Source organism: Microcoleus sp. Pol14D4 (assembly GCF_036701245.1).
Lineage (GTDB): Bacteria > Cyanobacteriota > Cyanobacteriia > Cyanobacteriales > Microcoleaceae > Microcoleus.
In genome coordinates, this window is sequence record NZ_JAUBQM010000003.1 from 21,159 (window position 1) to 40,060 (window position 18,902).

An 18,902-nucleotide genomic window follows, 5' to 3' on the forward strand; every position below is an offset into this window, starting at 1 on the left:
GATTGCTCCAATTCTCCCTGAGTCTGGTGCAGTTGAGACTGGGATTGCTCCAATTCTGCCTGAGTCTGGTGCAGTTGAGACTGGGATTGCTCCAATTCTCCCTGAGTCTGGTGCAGTTGAGACTGGGATTGCTCCAATTCTCCCTGAGTCTGGTGCAGTTGAGACTGGGATTGCTCCAATTCTCCCTGAGTCTGATGCAGTTGCAACTGGGATTGTGCCAATTGACTCTGTGCTTGGTGCATTAGCACTTTGTATTGCTCCAATTCTCCCTGAGTCTGGTGCAGTTGCAACTGGGATTGCTCCAATTCTCCCTGAGTCTGGTGCAGTTGCACTTTGTATTGATCCAATTCAATTCGAGTCTCGTATGGCATATGATAATAAAGAGGGGTAGGATCAACTTCTAAGTTGAGCTGAAAGTTTTTTGAAAGTTTGGAAAGTTCTATAACAGCGATCGCATTTGCAAAGGGGAAAGGATGGTTGTACTCTACATTACTAAGTTCTATCTCTTCTATTTCTCCCCAAAGCATTTTGACGCTATCCTTTGTTGGATCTCTATTAATTAATCTTAAGAAACTTGTACGGATTGCTTCTGGAGGAATTCCATATTTTTTTAATAGTGCCAGATACTGCGCGCTGAACTGAATGTACCATCCTCCGTCCGTCAGCACTCCAAAGGGAACTGTAATCAATGCTTTTTTGTCAATAGCCAGCAGATCGTATATCTTGGCGATTGCCTTCAGTGGAGCTTCCAGATCGCGAATTTCGCTAGACTCACCGTAAGCACCACGCGGATCAAGTCCCTGACCTATATGTTCTACGGTAGAAATTGAAACTATAGCATCATATTTTTCTTCGGATTTAAGTGTCATTAAATCTTCATTATCCACCCCTATATCTATTTCAAATTTGTCTATAATTCTTCTTTTAATAACCCCCATCTGTTCGCCTAGTGAGGTTTCATAGCGAGAAAGTACGTTTCCCACTTCTAGAACACGGTCTGAATTTTGGAGATTAATCAGCCAATTAAACCCGATCGAAACTTCAACCGCTCTTTCCGAGGGATTGTTATACGGTATGCGATTGTAATATAGCTCTTTGCCTTGAAATAAAAATGTTTCTTTCCACTTTGTCATTTTTGCCGCCCCTTTGCCTGTTATTTTCAAATCAACTTGACTATCTGGTTTTTTAAATTGACTCAATTGGTACTGATCCCGGTTCCATCCTGCTATAATTGGCTGTAGTAAACTTGATTCTTGTCTCCGCTTTGCTCTCAAACTTAATGCTTCCTCATAAAGTTCTATATCTTGCCTATTGTTTTCTACTAACTTGCTGATAATTGTTTTGTTACTCAATACATTTTGTAAATCTTCTTGGTACTTAGGATTGGGGTTGATGTTTTCCTGAGCCACCGTAATTTCTGGCCACCCAAGCATGGTTTTTAGCTCTAATAAGTCCTCTCTGAAAAACTCTTGTACGCCGACAAAATAAAAATCATTTAGCATCTTTCCACAAGCATTTTGGCATAATATATTTCTTATTTCCGGTTGCTCGGCAAATTCATATATTCCAATTTTTGATTGTTGCAATTTTCCTACTATCGTGTTGTCACCCTTCTGTAATGGGAGATATCGCCAGTAAAAGTATAGGGAAACTAATAAATATATCGGATGCCTCAGCCAAATAATTCTTTTAGCTTCGGGAAAAAAGCTCTCATACTTGCTTAGAGAAAAATGACCGTTAATTACTCTGATTTGTGAAGGAATTTCATGAGGTTCGTAAACTTTTGGTCTAGACGCATCTAGATAATCATAGTAAATATGTTGCGAGCCGTAAACTTGCTGTAAAGCAGATTGAAACGTTGCTCCTGCTGTTTTTGGGACGTGAACGGCAATTAATTCAACCACAATAATACCTATATACCTCTATAGATTTTGTTGAAACATTTTTTTTATGTAAGATATTTCATCTACTATCATCGGCACCACTTTGTGCATTTTGTACTTCGCCTCCTATTCTAATTCTTCCTTGTTATTCGCTAGATTGCTTCGACAGAAGGCAAGTTGCGTCATTGTGGACTGAGTGGTAGCGCTCGCAATGTTCCCCATGTCAACCGTAAATCCTCAATTCAGTATTTTACTGTGTTTGAGTAGGGTCAGGTCAGTCCAGTGAGTTCTTGTCTTGCTCGCACACTTCAGTTAAAATCAACTACGTTGCAAGTTTATCACAAGTGGCACTTATTCAAAATTAATGCAGAAAAAACGGCTGTAACCCATATCCACGAAGGAGATCATTTTATAGAGTCAGGCAATTTAGATGAAGCGATCGCGGCTTACCGCCATGCGATTGAGTTAAATCCTGACATTTCTTTGTCTTACCACCACTTAGGGGAAGCCCTGACTCAGCAAGGCAAGCTGGAGGAAGCGATCGCAGCCTACCGCCGTGCCATTGAGCTAAATCCTAACCTTATCTTGGTCTCACCACAATTTAGGGGAAGCTCTAACTAAACTCGGTCAATTCGAGGAAGCGATCGCATCTTACCCCCGCGCCATAGAACTCAACCCGGATTTTTCTGGGTCTTATCATCACTTGGGGGATGCTTTAGATCGACAGCAACAGTGGGAAGAAGCAGTGGCTGCCTTTCGTAAAGCTATTGAACTCAATGCCGATCACTTTGGTTCTTACTGTGGATTGGGGCAGAGTTTGGTGAAACTGGGTCGGTTAGATGAGGCGATCACGGCTTACCGCCAAGCAAGTATTCTCAACCCGGATGTTGATTGGATTTACGGCTGCATAGCAGATATTTTGCAGCAGCGAAGAGAGTTGGATTTGGAGGCGGCGATCGCCTCCTACCGCCGTGCAGTACAACTAAATCCCAATGACGTGCAAGCATACCGCAACCTGCTAAATATTCAACCAGATAACTTTGAAATTTATTTTGATTGGGGGAATGCTTTAGCGAAACAGGGGGATTGGCGGGGGGCGATCAACTTCTAGAGTCAGGGACTCTGGAGGAGGCGATTGGCTCTCGTTTTGATGTTGTTGGGGTGTTGGACTCCATCATAAAGTTAAACTCTGTTTCTTTAGATCTAAACGACTCCAGCCTGCTCTAGCCGATTTTTCAGGGAATCAATGTTAACAAGTGTATCTTCACAACCCTCTTTGTAGTAAACGAGTTGACGCAACTGAGGACATTGAATTCCTGAACCTACCAAATAGTAGTAATCAAGTCTCTGGTAATGGCTAATCAGTTCGCCAATTTGAACGATCTGGTGGGGCGAGAAAATTTCGATAACTTTAGTTCCCGGCTGGCAAAAAACAAGGTTGCTGACTGCTGAACCGTGCATCAGGACTACAACCTCAGCCTGAGCCATCAATGAGACTTGTTCAGCAAAGGATATTGACTCTGCGAAGATTCTTGTAAAACCCAGCTTATTCAAAAGATTTAACACTTCATCTTCATTAATTGTTCTCCGTTCTGTTCCTGCATTCCGACTGATATATATACGCTTTAGCTGCCTTGATTTTGATGGTAGTGCTAGGGGAAGAAACTTGCTTCTGAGGAAATCGCACGCCCATTTTGTTGGGAAACACTGGAAACCGGGATAAGAGGGAACAACTAATTTATTAGCTTTTATATGGGGATGATTCTTGGTCTCTATGATTTTTTTGACGGGAATACCCAACACCTCAAGGGTTTCTTTTTGAAAAGGTGATCGGTAACCGTTAATTAAAAACTTGTCAATACTGCCCAGCTCAATTCCACTTAGTTGTAACAATCCTATCCTCGGAAGTAAATCTAACATCCAATGGTAATAAATGAGTCCAGTATCTACGGATAAGACAGCTACAGTACCATTAATATGCTCAACAAGTGGTAAATTGGTTGCTGAGAAAATAGGATGTCGATCTATGGGTATGCCAGGGCAGGTAGAAACATCTAGCAATAACTGATTATCTGAGGTTATAACAGCAGTTTTAGTGTTATAGCCGTACTCGCAATACCGACCCTCTGGTATTGTGACTACAAATGTGGCGGGCGACTCAAATTGACTCCACCAACTACTATTCAATATCGGATAGAAAGCTCTATCTATTGTTTGCGGCGGTGCTGAGAGCGGAAAGTGATGGGGAGAGTGGAGTTCTATGTAGTTAGTTTGCTTTAATGGAGATGCAAGTACCCACTCCCGCACAGTGCCATAACACCCTTGCGGAAGTGCAGCAGGCTGTGCTTTTTGAAAATACAAGTTAGCTTCTTCCTGTTTGCCTTGCTGTTGGAGAATACTGCCTATATAACTTTGGGCGATCGAACCAAACGTGTGATGTTCTAAATCAATTAGGTCTTGGAAACACGAAATAGCTTCATCGAACTTAGATTGTGCATGAAGTAAGCCTCCCAATAGCAGATAAGCCCCAACATATTCTGGATCTATTTGGATAGATTTTTTGTAAAATTTAATTGCATCGTCAAAATTTTTCTGGTGTGACCTGGCCTGTCCTATATAAAAGTAAACTTCCGCCCATTCTGGATGCTGCTGAATAACTTTTTGATAGGAGGTAATTGCGTCATCAAGTTGGTTTTGCTTTGCTAGTGCTTGCCCGATATAAAAGTAAATTTCCGCCCATTCGGGGTGCTGCTCAATAGCTTTATGGTATGAGGTAATTGCCTCATCAAGCTGATTTTGCTGTGCTTGCGCTTTCCCTAAATCGAAGTAAATTTGAGGTGCGTCGGGGGAGTCAGATTGAATTAAGAGCGACTTTTGGTATGCCTGTATGGCCTCACCTGCCTTGCCCTTTGCTGCTAGGAGTTTCCCTAAACAAGCGTATAATTCGGCTGAGTCGGGTTGATTTAGTAAGGCTTTGAAAAATTTCGCTCTCAAAAGCACCTGTGCATCGGGTTGGTTCTGGGTGGCTAGATTGTCGGCCCAACGACTGTAGGCTAGCACGAGGTCGGATTTTGACCGAATTGCCTGGTGATAGGCGGCGATCGCCTCATCCCACTTGGCTTGTTTTGCCCATTGAGTTCCCACATGCCAGTAAGTTTCCTCTTCAGAAGCTGAGGCGATCGGTTCCCACACCCACTTAAATTCTACTGATTGTTGCATTCCGGCGAGAATTGTTCTGCGCGTAATTCTCTTTTCCCCAAGGAGCTTGATATACCACTGTTTGCCTGCTTCATCTGGATAGCGGAGCAAATATTTACGGTAAGCTGCTTGCAAAAACTCTTCATCGCTGAGGTGATAATTGGTTAGCAGAAATTGTACGTCGTTTAGTTTAAATTCTTCTGGTATTGAATCGCTGTTTAATTTTTTCGGGTTCTCCCACAAAAGAGGCTCGCTATTCCAAGGATCGAAGGGGATTAGTTTCTCTGTTGACCAGTCCGGACGAAAGAAGAACTTGCCTGTTTCGTTAAGCATACACGCTGCAAACGAAAAACTGCTATTTGATATAGCGACAACATCGCACTGGCTCAATATGTAAAAATCTGAATAAAAGTCTGCTTCCGACACATTAGCACCTAAATCTTGTGCTGTTACTGGGTTGTATTCTCCAAAATCTCCGATAACTTTTCCAATTTCGTCGCTAGCAATGAATAGTACAGGTTCGTCCAGCCTTTCCCAGAGACCCCTGAGCCACTCTTTATACCATTCGCTAGGTGCTGGTAAAAAAGGTACTGTATTAAAGTGGCTGTAGTCCCCGCGGCGAAGGTGCAGACCTACAACAGTTTTGCCTAGAGAACGCAGGCACGCGATCGCAGCTTGCATTTTTGCTTCAACTTCTGCCGCTGGTTTAAATAACGAGCGCACGTAATCTTTGTAGGGAGCGTAATATTTTGTGTGGTACTGGCAGTAACCCGAAAAGTCTACATTTTTGTAAATTGTTGGCGAATTGGGGATGATAGCTTCAGCAAACCAAACAGAAAATGTTCCATCTTGTTGCCTAACTTCTTTAATTTGAGGTAATTTCTGAGAAATCGGCTGGTCTTGATGACCAAATAGATATTGTCCGATCCAAGCAGGTGTCTCGCACCGGAGATTATGCTGTTTGGCATAGATTCTTAAAAAAGCGTACTCAAATATCTGGTTGCCAAATCGATTAATGTCAAGTTTCGACATAGTAACGGCTGGCTTTTTGACATAAAACGCATCCCCCCAAGACGGGTGAAGCGGGGTTGTTGTTGCAGCACGATCGAAACCGTAATTCTCCAAAAATTCATCAATTTGGTCAATCAACGCGCAGCCTTCGTACAGTTCTTTGTAATTTACTTCTGTGTTAATTGCTTCTACATATTTTAGTAAATTAGTCGCTCCTTGCAAAGCCAAAAGTTCTGCACCTTGGATATCTATGTTGATGATATTAAAATCCGCAGGTTCCAATTCCAGTTCTTGCAGCAGGGTATCTAGAGTTTTTGATTCTACTGTTACTTGGTGAGTTTCCTGAATGTCTGGATAAATCTCTGCATGAAGCTTTAACGGCAAAATCGAACTGCTTTGATCCATTGAAGTGACGTGCAAGTTTACCGTGCCATTTCGATCGCTCACAGCACAATTAACTGCTTGCACGTTGGGGAATTCTGCTATTTTTATCTGCAATCTTTCAAAGACTTCTGGATTAGCTTCGATATACAATACCTTTTGCACGCCCATTGCTTGGTACAATCCTGTTTCATGACCTTCGTGGGCTCCAACGTGAACAACACCTCGCGGAACGATGGAATGCTGCGTACAAAGTTGCTGTAAATCCAGCATTTGGGGTGCTTCACCCAAAACAGTCGATCGAAAACGTTCGTTTACTGCTAAGAAAATGCTCCACTGATAATTTTCATAATCTGGCTGAAAATTATGGCAATACTCTAATCCATCTGGTTGAATCTTAAATATTGCATACCGCAAATTTTGAAAATATTCAAAAACTTGTTTTAGAGTTTTTTTCGAGTCTATGTAAGTGCCACCGTATTCAAATTGAATGTAATCAATTTTTCCCTTACTTAATAAATTTTGGGTTCCCTCTAGTACATCTAATTCGCCACCTTCCACATCTATCTTTAAAAAATTAATGTGGCTAATTTCTTGTCTTTGACAGTAATTATCTATAGTAGTTGTCAAAACATTTAGAATTTGAGGTTGCTTAATATCATATTCCTTTTCCGCCTGCAACCTCCGGTAAAATGTACTCCATTCCGGAGACTCCTGGTAATAAGCAAACTGATTTGATTCTTCTTGTTTCCCTAGCGCATAGTTATTGGCAATAATTTGACTATTACAAATTCCTTCTGCTAAATTTTGTAAAAGAATTTTGTAAATTTTAGGAACTGGTTCAAATAGGTGGATCTCTGTTTTAGGAAATTGATTAAATACTTCCTCCGTCCAACTGCCAACATTGGCACCTACATCAAAAACTACTTGCCCGGATGAGATGAATCTTTCGATACACAGCAATTCGCCGCTGTGCAAGGTTGTCTTGGCTCCGGCTCTAGGTTTTGCCGGTTTTTCAGGCAATGCAGGTGCTGGCTGTTGGAGCGAGTGCACTTGATTTTCCCATGCCTTTGTGCTAACTTCCTGACTATACTGAGCCACGAGTAATTTGGCTCCTTCGGGAACAGAAACTATTACATCTTCAACTATAACGGTATACCGACTTCTTCCAGAATTCAACAAACTGGTAACAGCATCAATAGTCGGCCACTCCTCTATACGGTGAGGACTCGGGGGTGGAGATAAAAAAAGGCGGGCATCATCTATCAGGATAAAGTGATCGCATTCAGAATCGTTGATAATTTGCAACTCTTCTAGCAGCGGACACTCCTCAGATTCTCCATATGTTATTCCCCCGCTCCAGTGGGCGTCTAGCCAAAAAATACAAGGTTCCTTGAGTGTGGGTACAATTGCTGCAAGCTGCTCTTTTGAGTTTCCCAATACGAAGTCTATATTTTTTAAGTGACCGTAGTTGTTTACTACTGCCTCATATATTTCTTTAGCTGCTTCAATTGTTATAACTTTTGGAAAATACTGTGCAGCCCACAATGCCGTTGCACCGCAGTTAGTGCCAGTTTTAATAAAACCTTGCAAATTGTATGCATCTTTCAAGGCTATTGCTAACTCGGTTGGCACTCCTCCTCTGACTAAACCCATTCTAATTACTCCTTATCTAAAATTATGTACATCTGAAAAATGGTTAGAACTCTAGTTTGTGGTGTGAAATATCTGTGTGTATTTTGGTTTAGCTGGAGCTTTATTGCCTTCACTAAAGCTCATTTCCATCAGCTTATAAGGATTGAAAGCGATCACCATTTGTTCCCGGAAATCTAATTTTACAGTTTTCCCCGGCATTCCTGCTCACAATCGCCGCAAACACGCTCCAGGTTAGTGAGTAAGATTTTCACTTAACTCACTTTCATTAAAATACCATGCTGGTCGATCGATCACAAACTCAGAATGTCGATCGGCAAACTCAGCCGCCTCAGTACGGTGCTCCTTGTTCCACTCAGGGGATCGTCAGTAATTTATTTCTCCACAGGTTTCACCCCCCCAGTCATGGTGTCTTGGCCCTGTTTCCGCCAGTGTCACCTTAAAATCTTGCTTCTGGTGTTCTTCGTGAGAGGTAATCTGATTTTGGCTGCCCAAGCAAATAGTAAAATCATTATTCATCGCTTCATAATTGAGGAAAGACTCCTTAATCATGTTGCCCCGATAACCCAAACACACAATAAAATTTTAAAATCCTTAATGGGCATAGGTTTTCATAATATGCCAGAGAATTGGACAGCCGCCCACATCGACTAGGGGCTAAGGACGAAATTCTGTTTCTTCTCGGAGACCTGTCCCCAAACCGCGGGCTAATATAACTACTTGGATTGTTTCAGATATTGAAAAGGATATACAACCGCTGATAATTCACAACTGGTATTTATTCCAAACAAAGAGCTATCTTTTCTAAAAAAATCTTCAAACGTTACTCATCCTCGCTTCGACCATCATCCGCACCACATCGGGCATCTTATACTTCGCCTCCCAGCCCAATTTTTCTTTTGCCTTACCCGGATTTCCCCTCCCAACAGCAATCTCCGTCGGTCTGTAAAGACTCGCATCGGTTACTAAATGTTCCTGCCAATCCAAACCCGCAGCAATAAACGCTGTCTGCACAAACTCCTCCAAAGGATAGCTTACACCCGTGGCAATTACATAATCGTCCGGTTCTTCCTGCTGCAACATCAAATACATTGCTTCTACATATTCGGGAGCCCAACCCCAGTCTCGCTGCACTGAAATATTTCCCAAATGCAGTTTTTCGGAACTACCTGCCGCAATTCGGCACACAACAGATACAATCTTTTGGGTAACAAACCTCTCCGGGCGCAGCGACGACTCGTGATTGAACAGAATACCAGAACACGCAAACAAATTGTACGCTTCCCGATAATTTGCTACTTCCCAAAATGCCGTTGCTTTCGCTACCGCGTAAGGACTTCTGGGTCGAAAAGGCGTATTTTCATCGGCTGGATTGCCTCGCGTATCCCCAAAACATTCGCTGGAACTGGCGTTGTAAAGTTTAATTTTTCCGCCTGTAAACCGAATTGCTTCTAACAGATTCAATGTGCCTGTGGCAATGCTTTCGAGGGTTTCTACGGGTTGTTCAAAAGACAGACCGACGGAACTTTGACCTGCTAGATTGTACACCTCATCTGGCTCTATTTTGGCAAGCACTTGCAAAACGCTGCGAAAATCGTTGAGAGACATGGATTCTAGTTTTACTCGGTCTCGGATACCCAAACGGGCCAGGTTTCCGAAACTAGACATTTGGGCGTCCCTGGAGGTGCCGCAAACTTCATAACCTCGATCGAGCAACAGTTTAGCTAAATAAGCTCCGTCCTGACCTGATATACCGCTAATTAACGCTTTTTTCATATCACATTTTGCTTTCAAAACTACACCGTAGCTGTTGCTATTTTTTCAGGTTTTTAACTTTTATAGTCGGAATTTTTATTTTTTTAATATTTGGGATTTTCCGATAACTTAACCAAAGCAATTTTAAGCGCTTGCTACCAACAACAAATTTATCATCAAGCAGACCCGAAAGCCCGATCAATCGAAGTATTGTTGCAAAAAGTTCTATCGATAGCTGGGAGTAGCAGCATAAGGATATCGTAGGGACACCGCACTGCCATGTCCCTACGATATTTCATCTTCTACTCGCCAACTATCGACTGCCAAAAGTCTCTAGCGCTCGAAAACAGAAATAACAAGTCAGCTAGAAATCGACTCAAAAGTACAAAATATCAGCATTTTTTACCTTCTGCCGAATGACTAAAGCCTTCTGCCTTCGGCTACTAGGCTTCCCAACGTTCGGCGACCAATTCAGCCAAGTCAACCACCCGCTGACTGTAGCCCCACTCATTGTCGTACCAAGCCAACAGCTTCACCATGTCGCCATCCATCACCAGCGTCAAGCTGGAATCCAGAATCGAAGAAGCATCACTTCCGCGATAGTCGCATGAAACTAAAGGCAAATCGTTGTACTCCAAAATCCCTTTCATGGAACCGGAGGCAGCTTCTTTGAACACTTGATTTACTTGCTCGGTAAAAGTCTTTTTCTCTACCTGAGCCACAAAATCAACTACCGACACATTGGGAGTCGGCACGCGCATGGCGATACCGTTTAACTTGCCCTTCAATTCTGGAATCACCAAAGCCACAGCTTGGGCTGCTCCGGTAGAAGTCGGCACAATATTCATTGCTGCCGCCCGGGCCCGCCGCAAGTCGCGGTGGCTGGCATCCAGCAAGCGCTGGTCGCCAGTATAGCTGTGGGTAGTGGTCATCATGCCTTTGACGATGCCAAAATTTTCGTGCAGCACTTTCAGTACAGGAGCCAGACAGTTGGTAGTACAGCTAGCATTGCTGATGACTGTGTAGTCACTGTGCTTGTAGTTGTGGTGGTTGACTCCCATCACATAAGTGCCAACTTCAGAACCCTTGCCGGGAGCGGTAATTAGCACTTTTTTAGCGCCGGCAGTGATATGCTTCGATGCACCAGCTTGGTCAACGAAGACGCCGGTCGATTCAATAATCAGATCAATACCCCAATCTTTCCAAGGCAAGTTTAGCGGGTTGCGATCGCTCACGCATTTAACTGTCTTCCCATTTAGGGTAATGGAATTTTCATCCGCACTGATGTCCACATTCTTCAACGTTCCCATCATGGAATCGTATCTGAGCAAGTGAGCATTACTTCTGGGATCGGAAGTGTCATTAATAGCTACCAACTCTAGCTGGCTGTTTTCTCTGCCCAACCAGCAGCGCGCAAAACTGCGCCCGATACGTCCAAAACCATTGATCGCGACTCGAATCACTTTAGTACCTCCTAACGATGGCAGCCCCTAGCTCAGGCTTAAATTTTGGAAAAATTTAAGAATTGACTTTTGACATTCTCACCGGACTAAAGCCACGGTGATTCCCAAACCTCACGATTTGAGTTTCTGCTTCATCGCAACTGCCTCCACCCACAAGGAGTTTTCTGGTCTTATGTTCGCTCCACAGACTAACCCCGCTAGCCCAGCGGTTTTTATGCGTCGAATACCTAAAAGGAATTCTTATCTGTTGTTTTGATTCCAGGGATGTTTACCATTGCCCTATCCTCTTTTCCCGGTCTACCGATTTGTCTGCGCCGCCAGTTGTACTGGACTTCGCTCGTTAGGCTGTCTGAATCCATCGTCGCGGGTGGGTCATTGACCAAACTATAGTTTAATATAAAGCGGTCTTAAAACGACGGGGTTTCCGCCCACCTTTCTGATGACACCAGATCATATCGCAAAGGTCGATCCTTTCTAACTTTTTGTGTCGATCAAAAAAGCTTGAACTTTTCTAGAAGGCTGAAATTGCAATGCCGAAGGCATTAGGCTTTCTGCCGCTGGTTACTGGTAAAGCTGATGGGCTGCAATATAAGTCCCGACAACTTCCGGGACTAAGTAGCGGAGGTCGATTTTTTCGGCGCAGCAGCGGCGGATGTGGCTCGACGAAATCTCGATCGCAGCCATGGAAAGCACCTCCCAGCGAATTTCCACGTCCAAAAGAGCCATTTGTTCGGCAACTCGTCGGCCCACAGCATTTGCCTGAACCTGCATCCTGTCCCTCGCGGAATCGATGGGTTTTCCACTCGGACAATCTCCCCACTCGGACAGTCCCCCAATCTCCCCGCTTTCTGCTGTCTCTCGATCTTCCTGACTCGGACGTGGGGCTACCAACCAGTCGCACAACCCGCCAATTTCGCCGCACCGATGCCATTTGGGGAGAGTAAGGAGTGCGTCACTACCAATAATCCAGTACCAGCGATGATCGCCTGGATACAATTTTTGCAAATACAGCAGGGTGTCGATCGCAAAAGAACTGTCGGAGGGATTTGCCGACCGCGGCGAAATTAGGAAGTCGGGGCGATCGGCGATCGCCAGAGCGAGCATTTCCCGCCGCTGCTCAAAACTTGCCAAATCCGGGCGCTCTTTGTGAGGAGGAGAGCGATCCGGTACCCAAATGACTCGATCGAGAGCAAATTGACTCGCAGCCGTCTCGGCTACCAACACGTGACCCCAGTGAACCGGATCAAAAGTCCCCCCCAAAATCGCTATTTTCGCCATATTTCCCCCAAATCAGGATTAATACAGACATCGCGCCACTTTTATTTTTATACGCTTTTAACCACAAGCTCGTTTATTAGAAAACCCTCGGTTTTCATTGGGGACAAACCCCTGGACGACCCTAGTTTCGAGGATCGTCCCGGACGCTAAAACCGGTTTTTTCAACCCCCTTAATTCGTTCAAACCTTCAAGAAGACTTAAAAAACCAGGTTCTGAGCGTCAGAGTGGGTGCGGGACTGGATGATTAACCTTGCCAATATCAATCCCAACTTGTTTTGAGTGCGCGATCGACCGCCTGAGCATTCGTTTGTAGGCGACCGAAAAAGTTTTGACGGTAGATATATTTATCGCAGTGGTAAAAATTTTAAGGGCTGCCAAGAGAGTCGATCGGCTTCTCGATCAAAACCAATGATTTGGTTCGATCTATGGCTTTGCGACTATTCCGACTAACTGCATAACTTGTATATATACAATAAAGTAAGAATATATACTATAGCTGCGATCGTGTCAATCTCTGATTTGGGAGAGAAAATGACCGTAAAGGTAGATTTATGACTATAAAAAGAGCGAAATTTGGTCATACGTGGTAGTGTTTGTAAATCCTTATGGGTTTTACCCTCAATCTTGGTAAAAAGGTTGTGGGGCTTTTGCTGCCGTATCCGAGCACAGCAGGCGGATAGAAATAGAAAGAATGCAGGAGTATGCAAGCACCCAAAATTAGTCTGTTGGGCCAGACCCCAGACCCCGTTTTCTGTTACCTGCTATTTTCGAGCTGTGACTGTTCCGGAAAACTACTCGGTACTAAGTCATATAGGATACAAGACAAACATCTCTACAAGTCCCGCAAATCTAGGGACGCGCAGAGAATTTTGTACAAAATCTCTAGCGAACTGTATCCTGAAAAAACAATTCTTGATATGATATCGCGTGTTATTGGCGTGGTGTGGTGTGTGAGGAGCGAAGATGCCGAGTTCTGTTGATTTCAGCGGTAGACCATTTCATTTCATCGGCATTGGTGGGATTGGGATGTCAGCCCTTGCCTACATTCTAGCTAAACGCAAGTTGCCTGTGTACGGCTCCGACATTAAATCGAGTCACATAACCGAGCGCTTGCAAGAAATGGGAGCTCACATTTTTTGGCGTCAAGACGCCAGCAATTTTGAATTATTTCAAACGACCCTTAACGGTAGCAGTCCCGACCGCGAGCTGCAGGAAAGGGCGGTATCCTCGGCAGTCGCTGGTACGGTAGGGACTTCTGTAGCGACAGCGGAAGCTATCCAATTCAACGGCAACGGTTCAAGCGCTCAAGCAATTCCGAAATTGCCTCAAGTAGTATGTTCGACGGCTATTCACCCGGCAAATGCCGAATATCGAGCTGCTTTAGATTTGGGCTGTCCGATTTTTCATCGATCGGATGTGTTGGCAGCGTTAATTCAAGATTACCAAAGCATAGCCGTAGCGGGGACTCACGGCAAAACTACTACTAGCAGCTTAATCGGCTTCATGCTGATGGCTGCGGGTCTAGACCCGACAATCGTGGTAGGAGGCGAGGTAAATGCTTGGGAAGGCAATGCCCGTTTGGGAGAAGGCCCCTACTTAGTTGCCGAGGCTGATGAATCCGACGGTTCTCTCGTCAAGCTGGTTGCCAAAATTGGCATAGTGACGAATGTGGAACTGGATCATCCAGACCATTACGATACCCTTGACCAGGTAATAGACACATTTAAGGTGTTTGCCCAAAACTGTCAAACCTTGGTGGGCTGCATTGACGACCAAATCGTCAAAGACTGCCTTCAGCCTCATGTCAGTTATAGCTTGCAGCCGGACAGCGGTGCTGACTACACGGCTTCGGGCGTGGAGTACGGAGCCGAAAGCACCAAGGCCCACATTTGGGAGCGAGGAGCTTTCCTAGGGGAAATGGAGTTGAAGTTGCTAGGCAAACACAATCTCAGCAATGCACTAGCTGCGGTAGCCGTGGGTCGATTGTTGGGGTTAGAGTTTTCGGCGATTGCCAAAGCGATTGCTGGCTTTGAAGGAGCTCGCCGCCGTTTTGAGGTGCGGGGTTTTCACAATGACATCCTGTTTGTGGACGACTACGCCCACCATCCTAGCGAAATTCGTGTCACCTTGGCGGCGGCTCGCTTGCGGATCGAAGGTAGCGAAAAAAATCCCAAATCCCGAAGAGTGGTTGCAATTTTTCAACCTCACCGTTACAGCCGGACTCTGACATTTTTGCCAGAATTTGCTCAATCTTTTGGGGATGCTGATTTGGTTGTGGCTTGCGATATTTATAGTGCTGGGGAACCGAATTTAGGAGAGATTAGCGGGCAGCAGGTTGCTGATTTGATTGCTAAAGAAGGCCGAGAGGTTGAGTTTGCGCCTTCCCTGGAGTCAGTCAGTAAGTTTTTAACCCAAAATCTGCAACCTGGGGACTTGGCTCTGTTTTTGGGTGCTGGTAATCTGAATCAGATTATTCCAGAGGTTATGGCTTTTTATCAACAAGCCGATCGCCCCGATTAGCTCGCGAACTGAGTAGAGTCGATCGACATTATGGCATGGCACTTTGTGCCGAAACTTCTGTCGGACGGCTCGCTCAAAGGGGCGACATAAGTTAGCTAAATGGATTTTCAACCACGTCTTCGAGCGAAGGTATTTTTAAGGATTTTCAAGATGGTGACTATCTCGAATGACTCCTCTGTTAAGGACTATCGGCGAGTGTATTCTCCTATTTCTTTGCGGGGAACTGATTGCAAGATTAATTCCCAAGTTTCGCTGGCGGGCCTGACTTCCTTCCGAGTCGGTGGCCCGGCCGAGTGGTACGTTGCTCCCCGCAGTATGGAGGCTTTGCAAGCGAGTTTTGCCTGGGCACACGATGAAGGGCTGCCGGTGACTCTGCTGGGTGCGGGTTCTAATTTGTTGGTGAGCGATCGGGGTTTGTCCGGTTTGGTCGTCGGCACTCGCTACCTGAAACAGGTGAATTTTAACCCAGAAACAGGTCAAGTTACAGCGGGGGCGGGGGAGTCAATTCCCCGCCTCGCTTGGTTGGCGGCTAAACGGGGCTGGAAAGGCCTAGAATGGGCAGTCGGCATACCGGGTACAGTGGGAGGCGCTGTGGTGATGAATGCAGGCGCTCACAGAGGCTGTACTGCTGATATTCTGGTCAATGCTCGCGTCCTATCCCCTGGTGGTAAGGTGGAAATTCTGACTCCCCAAGAGTTGGAGTACCGCTACCGGACTTCGGTGCTGCAAGGGGGCGATCGGCTGGTGACTGAAGCGACTTTCCAGTTGCAGCCGGGATTCGACCGATCGCAAGTAATGGCAGAAACTAATGACCATTTCAGCCAGCGGCGGACAACTCAACCTTACCACTTACCGAGCTGTGGCTCAGTCTTCCGTAACCCCGGCCCCAAGACGGCAGGTTGGTTCATCGAACAAGCGGGACTGAAGGGATATCAGATCGGCGGCGCACAAGTGGCTCAGCGCCATGCTAATTTTATTCTTAACTGCGGGTCGGCAACGGCCAATGATATTTTTCAAGTGATCCGCCACGTTCAACAGCAAGTCGAGCAGCGGTGGTCGCTGTTGTTGGAGCCAGAAGTTAGAATACTGGGAGAGTTTCCCTTCTAAGGCATCATTGAAGTAATACGGAAACGGCAGACTGCCAGCCCACACACCATCACAAAGTAGTTATGACAAAATCAGGACAAGGATTTGGCTTCGGCCTGGGAAAAATGAAAGAACTGACTGAAGCTTTCAAAAAAGCTCAGCAGGTTCAAGAAGGAGCTAAAAAGCTCCAAGAAGAGTTGGATGTAATGGAAATTGAGGGAACTGCCGGCGGTGGCTTGGTCAAGGTTTTTCTCAGCGGCAACCAAGAACCCCGCCGCGTGGAAATCTCACCGGATGCCCTCGGTGAAGGTGCTGATGTGGTTTCTGAACTCGTCACGGTGGCGATGCAGGATGCTTACGCTAAGTCTACGATGACGATGCGGGAGAAAATGGAAGAACTCACCGGTGGACTAAATCTCCCCGGTTTCGGTTAGTCATTAGTCATCAGTCAATTGTTGACTGTTGAGTGTTGACTGTTGACTGATTAAACTTTCTGGAAAACCGCTATAGTAAGGTGCGTCGCTGCTCCAAGTTCGATGGAACTTGCAGATAAACTCTGAAAGCGACGCACCCTACAAATTAGCACTGTTGACTGTTGACTGACTAATAACTAATAACTAATAACTAATAACTACTAACTACTAACTACTAACTAATGACTAATGACTAAATTATTGTTTGTCTGCCTCGGCAACATCTGCCGATCGCCCTCAGCAGAAAATATTATGAATCACTTAATTGAACAAGCTGGTTTGAGCGATCGTATCACCTGCGATTCTGCCGGAACTGCTAGCTATCACATTGGTAGCCCCCCGGACAGGCGGATGGCATTGGCGGCGAGGAAGCGAGACATTGAATTGCTAGGCGAAGCCCGCCAATTTGCCAGGAAAGATTTTGAAAATTTTGATTTGATTTTGGCGATGGATCGGGACAATTATCGCAATATTCTTGCCCTGGATACTACGGGAAAGTATAAAGATAAAGTGCGGCTGATGTGCGATTTTTGTCAGAAATATGACCTGAAAGAAGTGCCAGATCCTTATTATGGTGGACCGGAGGGATTCGATCGAGTAATTGATTTACTGTTAGATGCCTGCGAGGGTTTGTTGGAGTATGTTATCAGTCAGGAAGGCTTAAGGGTTGGTGGGCAGAAGGAAAGTTAGAAAATTGCGATCGACAGCTACTGTAAACTCTCGGTGCGATCGGAAACTATATTTTCTCTCTTCTTTGGAACTATAACTTAAATACTTCTGACAAATCTTCGCCTTAGTACGAGTAAGGCTGTAGGAGGAATAACGGTGATCAAAATTGTAAGTATAGAGATCGGATTATTTCCACCCCCTCCCCCTAAAAGGATACTGGGAAACAGAGCAAAAGTTAAGCTTGTCAAGACAAAATGGGGAGCATTGATACTCAAAGCAGCAATTGGCAGCAGAATAGAGGGATACCAAGGCATTAGCCAAGGTGTAGCAAACAAAAACAAACTAAGAGTTATCCATCCAATATCTGATACCAAATTGATTTCAGAATAGTTGCTGCGGAAGTATGATTTAAGTAACGTCACTAGGTAGTAAATCATCCAGATACAATAGGAAAAAACTTTAAGGAAGGATAGGATACTTTGGCGGGTTTCAAAAGTTATATTTGGGAAGAAGTTCAGACATAAATTCATCAGGTGGTGAAACGAGCGAGCTGTAACCGAGGATACTCCTGGATTTAACAAACTTTTCCAAGCTGCAACTGTTGGTAAAAATGTATAAGTTATGACTGTAATTATTAATAAAGAAAGTAGGGATACTGCTGCTAAATCTCTCCACCGACGCTGCTTGCAGAGGAAAGCAAAAACTAAGGGAAACCAAATTAGAGGTAATGTTTTTACTAGAAAACCCACCCAAATTGCTAAAATTGCCACAACATAACGTTGGTAATAAATACATCCTATAAAAACAATCAATGTATTAGCCAGCAAAACGTCAAGATGAGCATTAACTATCTGCTCGTTCAAGAGCATTGGATTGAGTAGATATGCCATTGCGATCAGGCTACGGTTCTCGGGATTTTTGAGTAATCGCCAAATCAAGTAAGCATTTAGTGTATGTACGCATAAACATATTATTTTAAAAAAATAAATTCCAACTAACGGGCTAATTGGTACTGCAAGTGCTGATACCGAAAAAAAGAACAGAGAAACCGGGCCGTATGTGGAAGTTTGAAACCAGTGCATGAAAGGGGATAAGCTAGAGACAAAGCTATCAGACGTATTCAAGTAAGGATTGATTTTATTTAAGCTCATTACTCCGTAATGCAAGTACATATAAATGTCATTGCTTTGGGGATAAGCTATGAGGGCAATTGCCAGAAAGGGGATTGCATACTTACAAATGTCTAGAAAGCTGGAACTTGTTTGCTTTTTTTGACTTAACCAGATAATATATGTAACCGTTGCTACCAAGTAGGAACCGTTAATTATAAGTCGGATGAGACTGAAACCGCTGGAAGGGAAATCGTTATAGTTTTCTCCACCCTGTAAAACGCTGTAATACTTGGTGATTCCCATTGATGTCATCGCAATACAGAAAATTATGGAAGCTGCTAATGCTGCTGCATATAAAATTTTCTGATTTTTTAAGTAATTGTTGACCATGATGCTATTTATTCAGTGTGGTAAGTAAGT

At 44.4% G+C, this 18,902-nt stretch carries 12 protein-coding genes and 1 pseudogene; 6 read left to right on the forward strand and 7 right to left on the reverse strand.

What is annotated here, in order from left to right; all coding sequences use genetic code 11:
• Positions 1 to 1,904, reverse strand: a pseudogene (locus QUA33_RS02440) (hypothetical protein); the annotation flags it as partial.
• Between the two features lie 261 nt (positions 1,905 to 2,165).
• Between QUA33_RS02440 and QUA33_RS02445 the strand changes: the two are divergent.
• Together QUA33_RS02445 and QUA33_RS02450 are read left to right on the forward strand one after the other, a co-directional pair.
• Positions 2,166 to 2,504, forward strand: coding sequence for a tetratricopeptide repeat protein (locus QUA33_RS02445; protein ID WP_333146181.1), 339 nt, complete (start codon positions 2,166 to 2,168; stop codon positions 2,502 to 2,504).
• Entirely contained in the window at positions 2,455 to 2,994 is a 540-nt protein-coding gene (locus QUA33_RS02450; RefSeq protein WP_333146416.1) for a tetratricopeptide repeat protein, read from the forward strand. Before QUA33_RS02445 ends, QUA33_RS02450 begins: the two co-directional genes overlap by 50 nt.
• A gap of 92 nt (positions 2,995 to 3,086) precedes the next feature.
• Here the strand turns inward: QUA33_RS02450 and QUA33_RS02455 are convergent, their stop codons facing one another.
• The 5 genes from QUA33_RS02455 to nadD form a co-directional block, all read right to left on the reverse strand.
• Entirely contained in the window at positions 3,087 to 8,129 is a 5,043-nt protein-coding gene (locus tag QUA33_RS02455) for an FkbM family methyltransferase (protein WP_333146183.1), read from the reverse strand.
• A gap of 363 nt (positions 8,130 to 8,492) precedes the next feature.
• Positions 8,493 to 8,678, reverse strand: a complete 186-nt coding sequence (locus QUA33_RS02460; RefSeq protein WP_333146185.1) for a hypothetical protein — start codon at positions 8,676 to 8,678, stop codon at positions 8,493 to 8,495.
• Between the two features lie 264 nt (positions 8,679 to 8,942).
• Positions 8,943 to 9,902 (reverse strand): GDP-mannose 4,6-dehydratase, encoded by a 960-nt coding sequence (locus QUA33_RS02465; RefSeq protein WP_333146187.1) that lies wholly within the window; start codon positions 9,900 to 9,902, stop codon positions 8,943 to 8,945.
• Positions 9,903 to 10,324: 422 nt separating this feature from the next.
• The gene (locus tag QUA33_RS02470) at positions 10,325 to 11,344 is read right to left on the reverse strand and encodes a type I glyceraldehyde-3-phosphate dehydrogenase (protein ID WP_190656404.1); all 1,020 of its coding nucleotides are present in this window, start codon (positions 11,342 to 11,344) and stop codon (positions 10,325 to 10,327) included.
• Positions 11,345 to 11,905: 561 nt separating this feature from the next.
• A complete protein-coding gene (gene nadD, locus QUA33_RS02475; protein WP_333146189.1) occupies positions 11,906 to 12,622 on the reverse strand; it encodes a nicotinate (nicotinamide) nucleotide adenylyltransferase in 717 nt (238 codons plus the stop codon).
• A 963-nt stretch (positions 12,623 to 13,585) separates the two neighbouring features.
• Between nadD and murC the strand changes: the two genes are divergently transcribed.
• The 4 genes from murC to QUA33_RS02495 all read left to right on the forward strand — a co-directional run bounded on the left by murC (position 13,586) and on the right by QUA33_RS02495 (position 17,391).
• Positions 13,586 to 15,142 (forward strand): UDP-N-acetylmuramate--L-alanine ligase, encoded by a 1,557-nt coding sequence (gene murC / locus QUA33_RS02480; RefSeq protein ID WP_333146191.1) that lies wholly within the window; start codon positions 13,586 to 13,588, stop codon positions 15,140 to 15,142.
• A gap of 150 nt (positions 15,143 to 15,292) precedes the next feature.
• Positions 15,293 to 16,249, forward strand: coding sequence for a UDP-N-acetylmuramate dehydrogenase (gene murB / locus QUA33_RS02485; RefSeq protein WP_333146193.1), 957 nt, complete (start codon positions 15,293 to 15,295; stop codon positions 16,247 to 16,249).
• Between the two features lie 62 nt (positions 16,250 to 16,311).
• A complete protein-coding gene (locus QUA33_RS02490; RefSeq protein WP_006634273.1) occupies positions 16,312 to 16,662 on the forward strand; it encodes a YbaB/EbfC family nucleoid-associated protein in 351 nt (116 codons plus the stop codon).
• 228 nt (positions 16,663 to 16,890) lie between these two features.
• Entirely contained in the window at positions 16,891 to 17,391 is a 501-nt protein-coding gene (locus QUA33_RS02495; protein ID WP_333146194.1) for a low molecular weight protein-tyrosine-phosphatase, read from the forward strand.
• Between the two features lie 77 nt (positions 17,392 to 17,468).
• On the opposite strand, the gene QUA33_RS02500 is transcribed toward QUA33_RS02495, so the two are convergent.
• Complete coding sequence (locus tag QUA33_RS02500; RefSeq protein ID WP_333146196.1) at positions 17,469 to 18,872, reverse strand: hypothetical protein; 1,404 nt, start codon at positions 18,870 to 18,872, stop codon at positions 17,469 to 17,471.
• Positions 18,873 to 18,902 lie beyond the last annotated feature (30 nt).

Coding starts and splice junctions, on each gene's coding strand:
- QUA33_RS02455 (WP_333146183.1), bottom strand. CDS start 8,129: ATGGGTTTAGTCAGAGGAGGAGTGCCAACCGAGTTAGCAATAGCCTTG.
- QUA33_RS02460 (WP_333146185.1), bottom strand. CDS start 8,678: ATGATTAAGGAGTCTTTCCTCAATTATGAAGCGATGAATAATGATTTT.
- QUA33_RS02465 (WP_333146187.1), bottom strand. CDS start 9,902: ATGAAAAAAGCGTTAATTAGCGGTATATCAGGTCAGGACGGAGCTTAT.
- nadD (WP_333146189.1), bottom strand. CDS start 12,622: ATGGCGAAAATAGCGATTTTGGGGGGGACTTTTGATCCGGTTCACTGG.
- murC (WP_333146191.1), top strand. CDS start 13,586: ATGCCGAGTTCTGTTGATTTCAGCGGTAGACCATTTCATTTCATCGGC.
- murB (WP_333146193.1), top strand. CDS start 15,293: ATGGTGACTATCTCGAATGACTCCTCTGTTAAGGACTATCGGCGAGTG.
- QUA33_RS02490 (WP_006634273.1), top strand. CDS start 16,312: ATGACAAAATCAGGACAAGGATTTGGCTTCGGCCTGGGAAAAATGAAA.
- QUA33_RS02495 (WP_333146194.1), top strand. CDS start 16,891: ATGACTAAATTATTGTTTGTCTGCCTCGGCAACATCTGCCGATCGCCC.
- QUA33_RS02500 (WP_333146196.1), bottom strand. CDS start 18,872: ATGGTCAACAATTACTTAAAAAATCAGAAAATTTTATATGCAGCAGCA.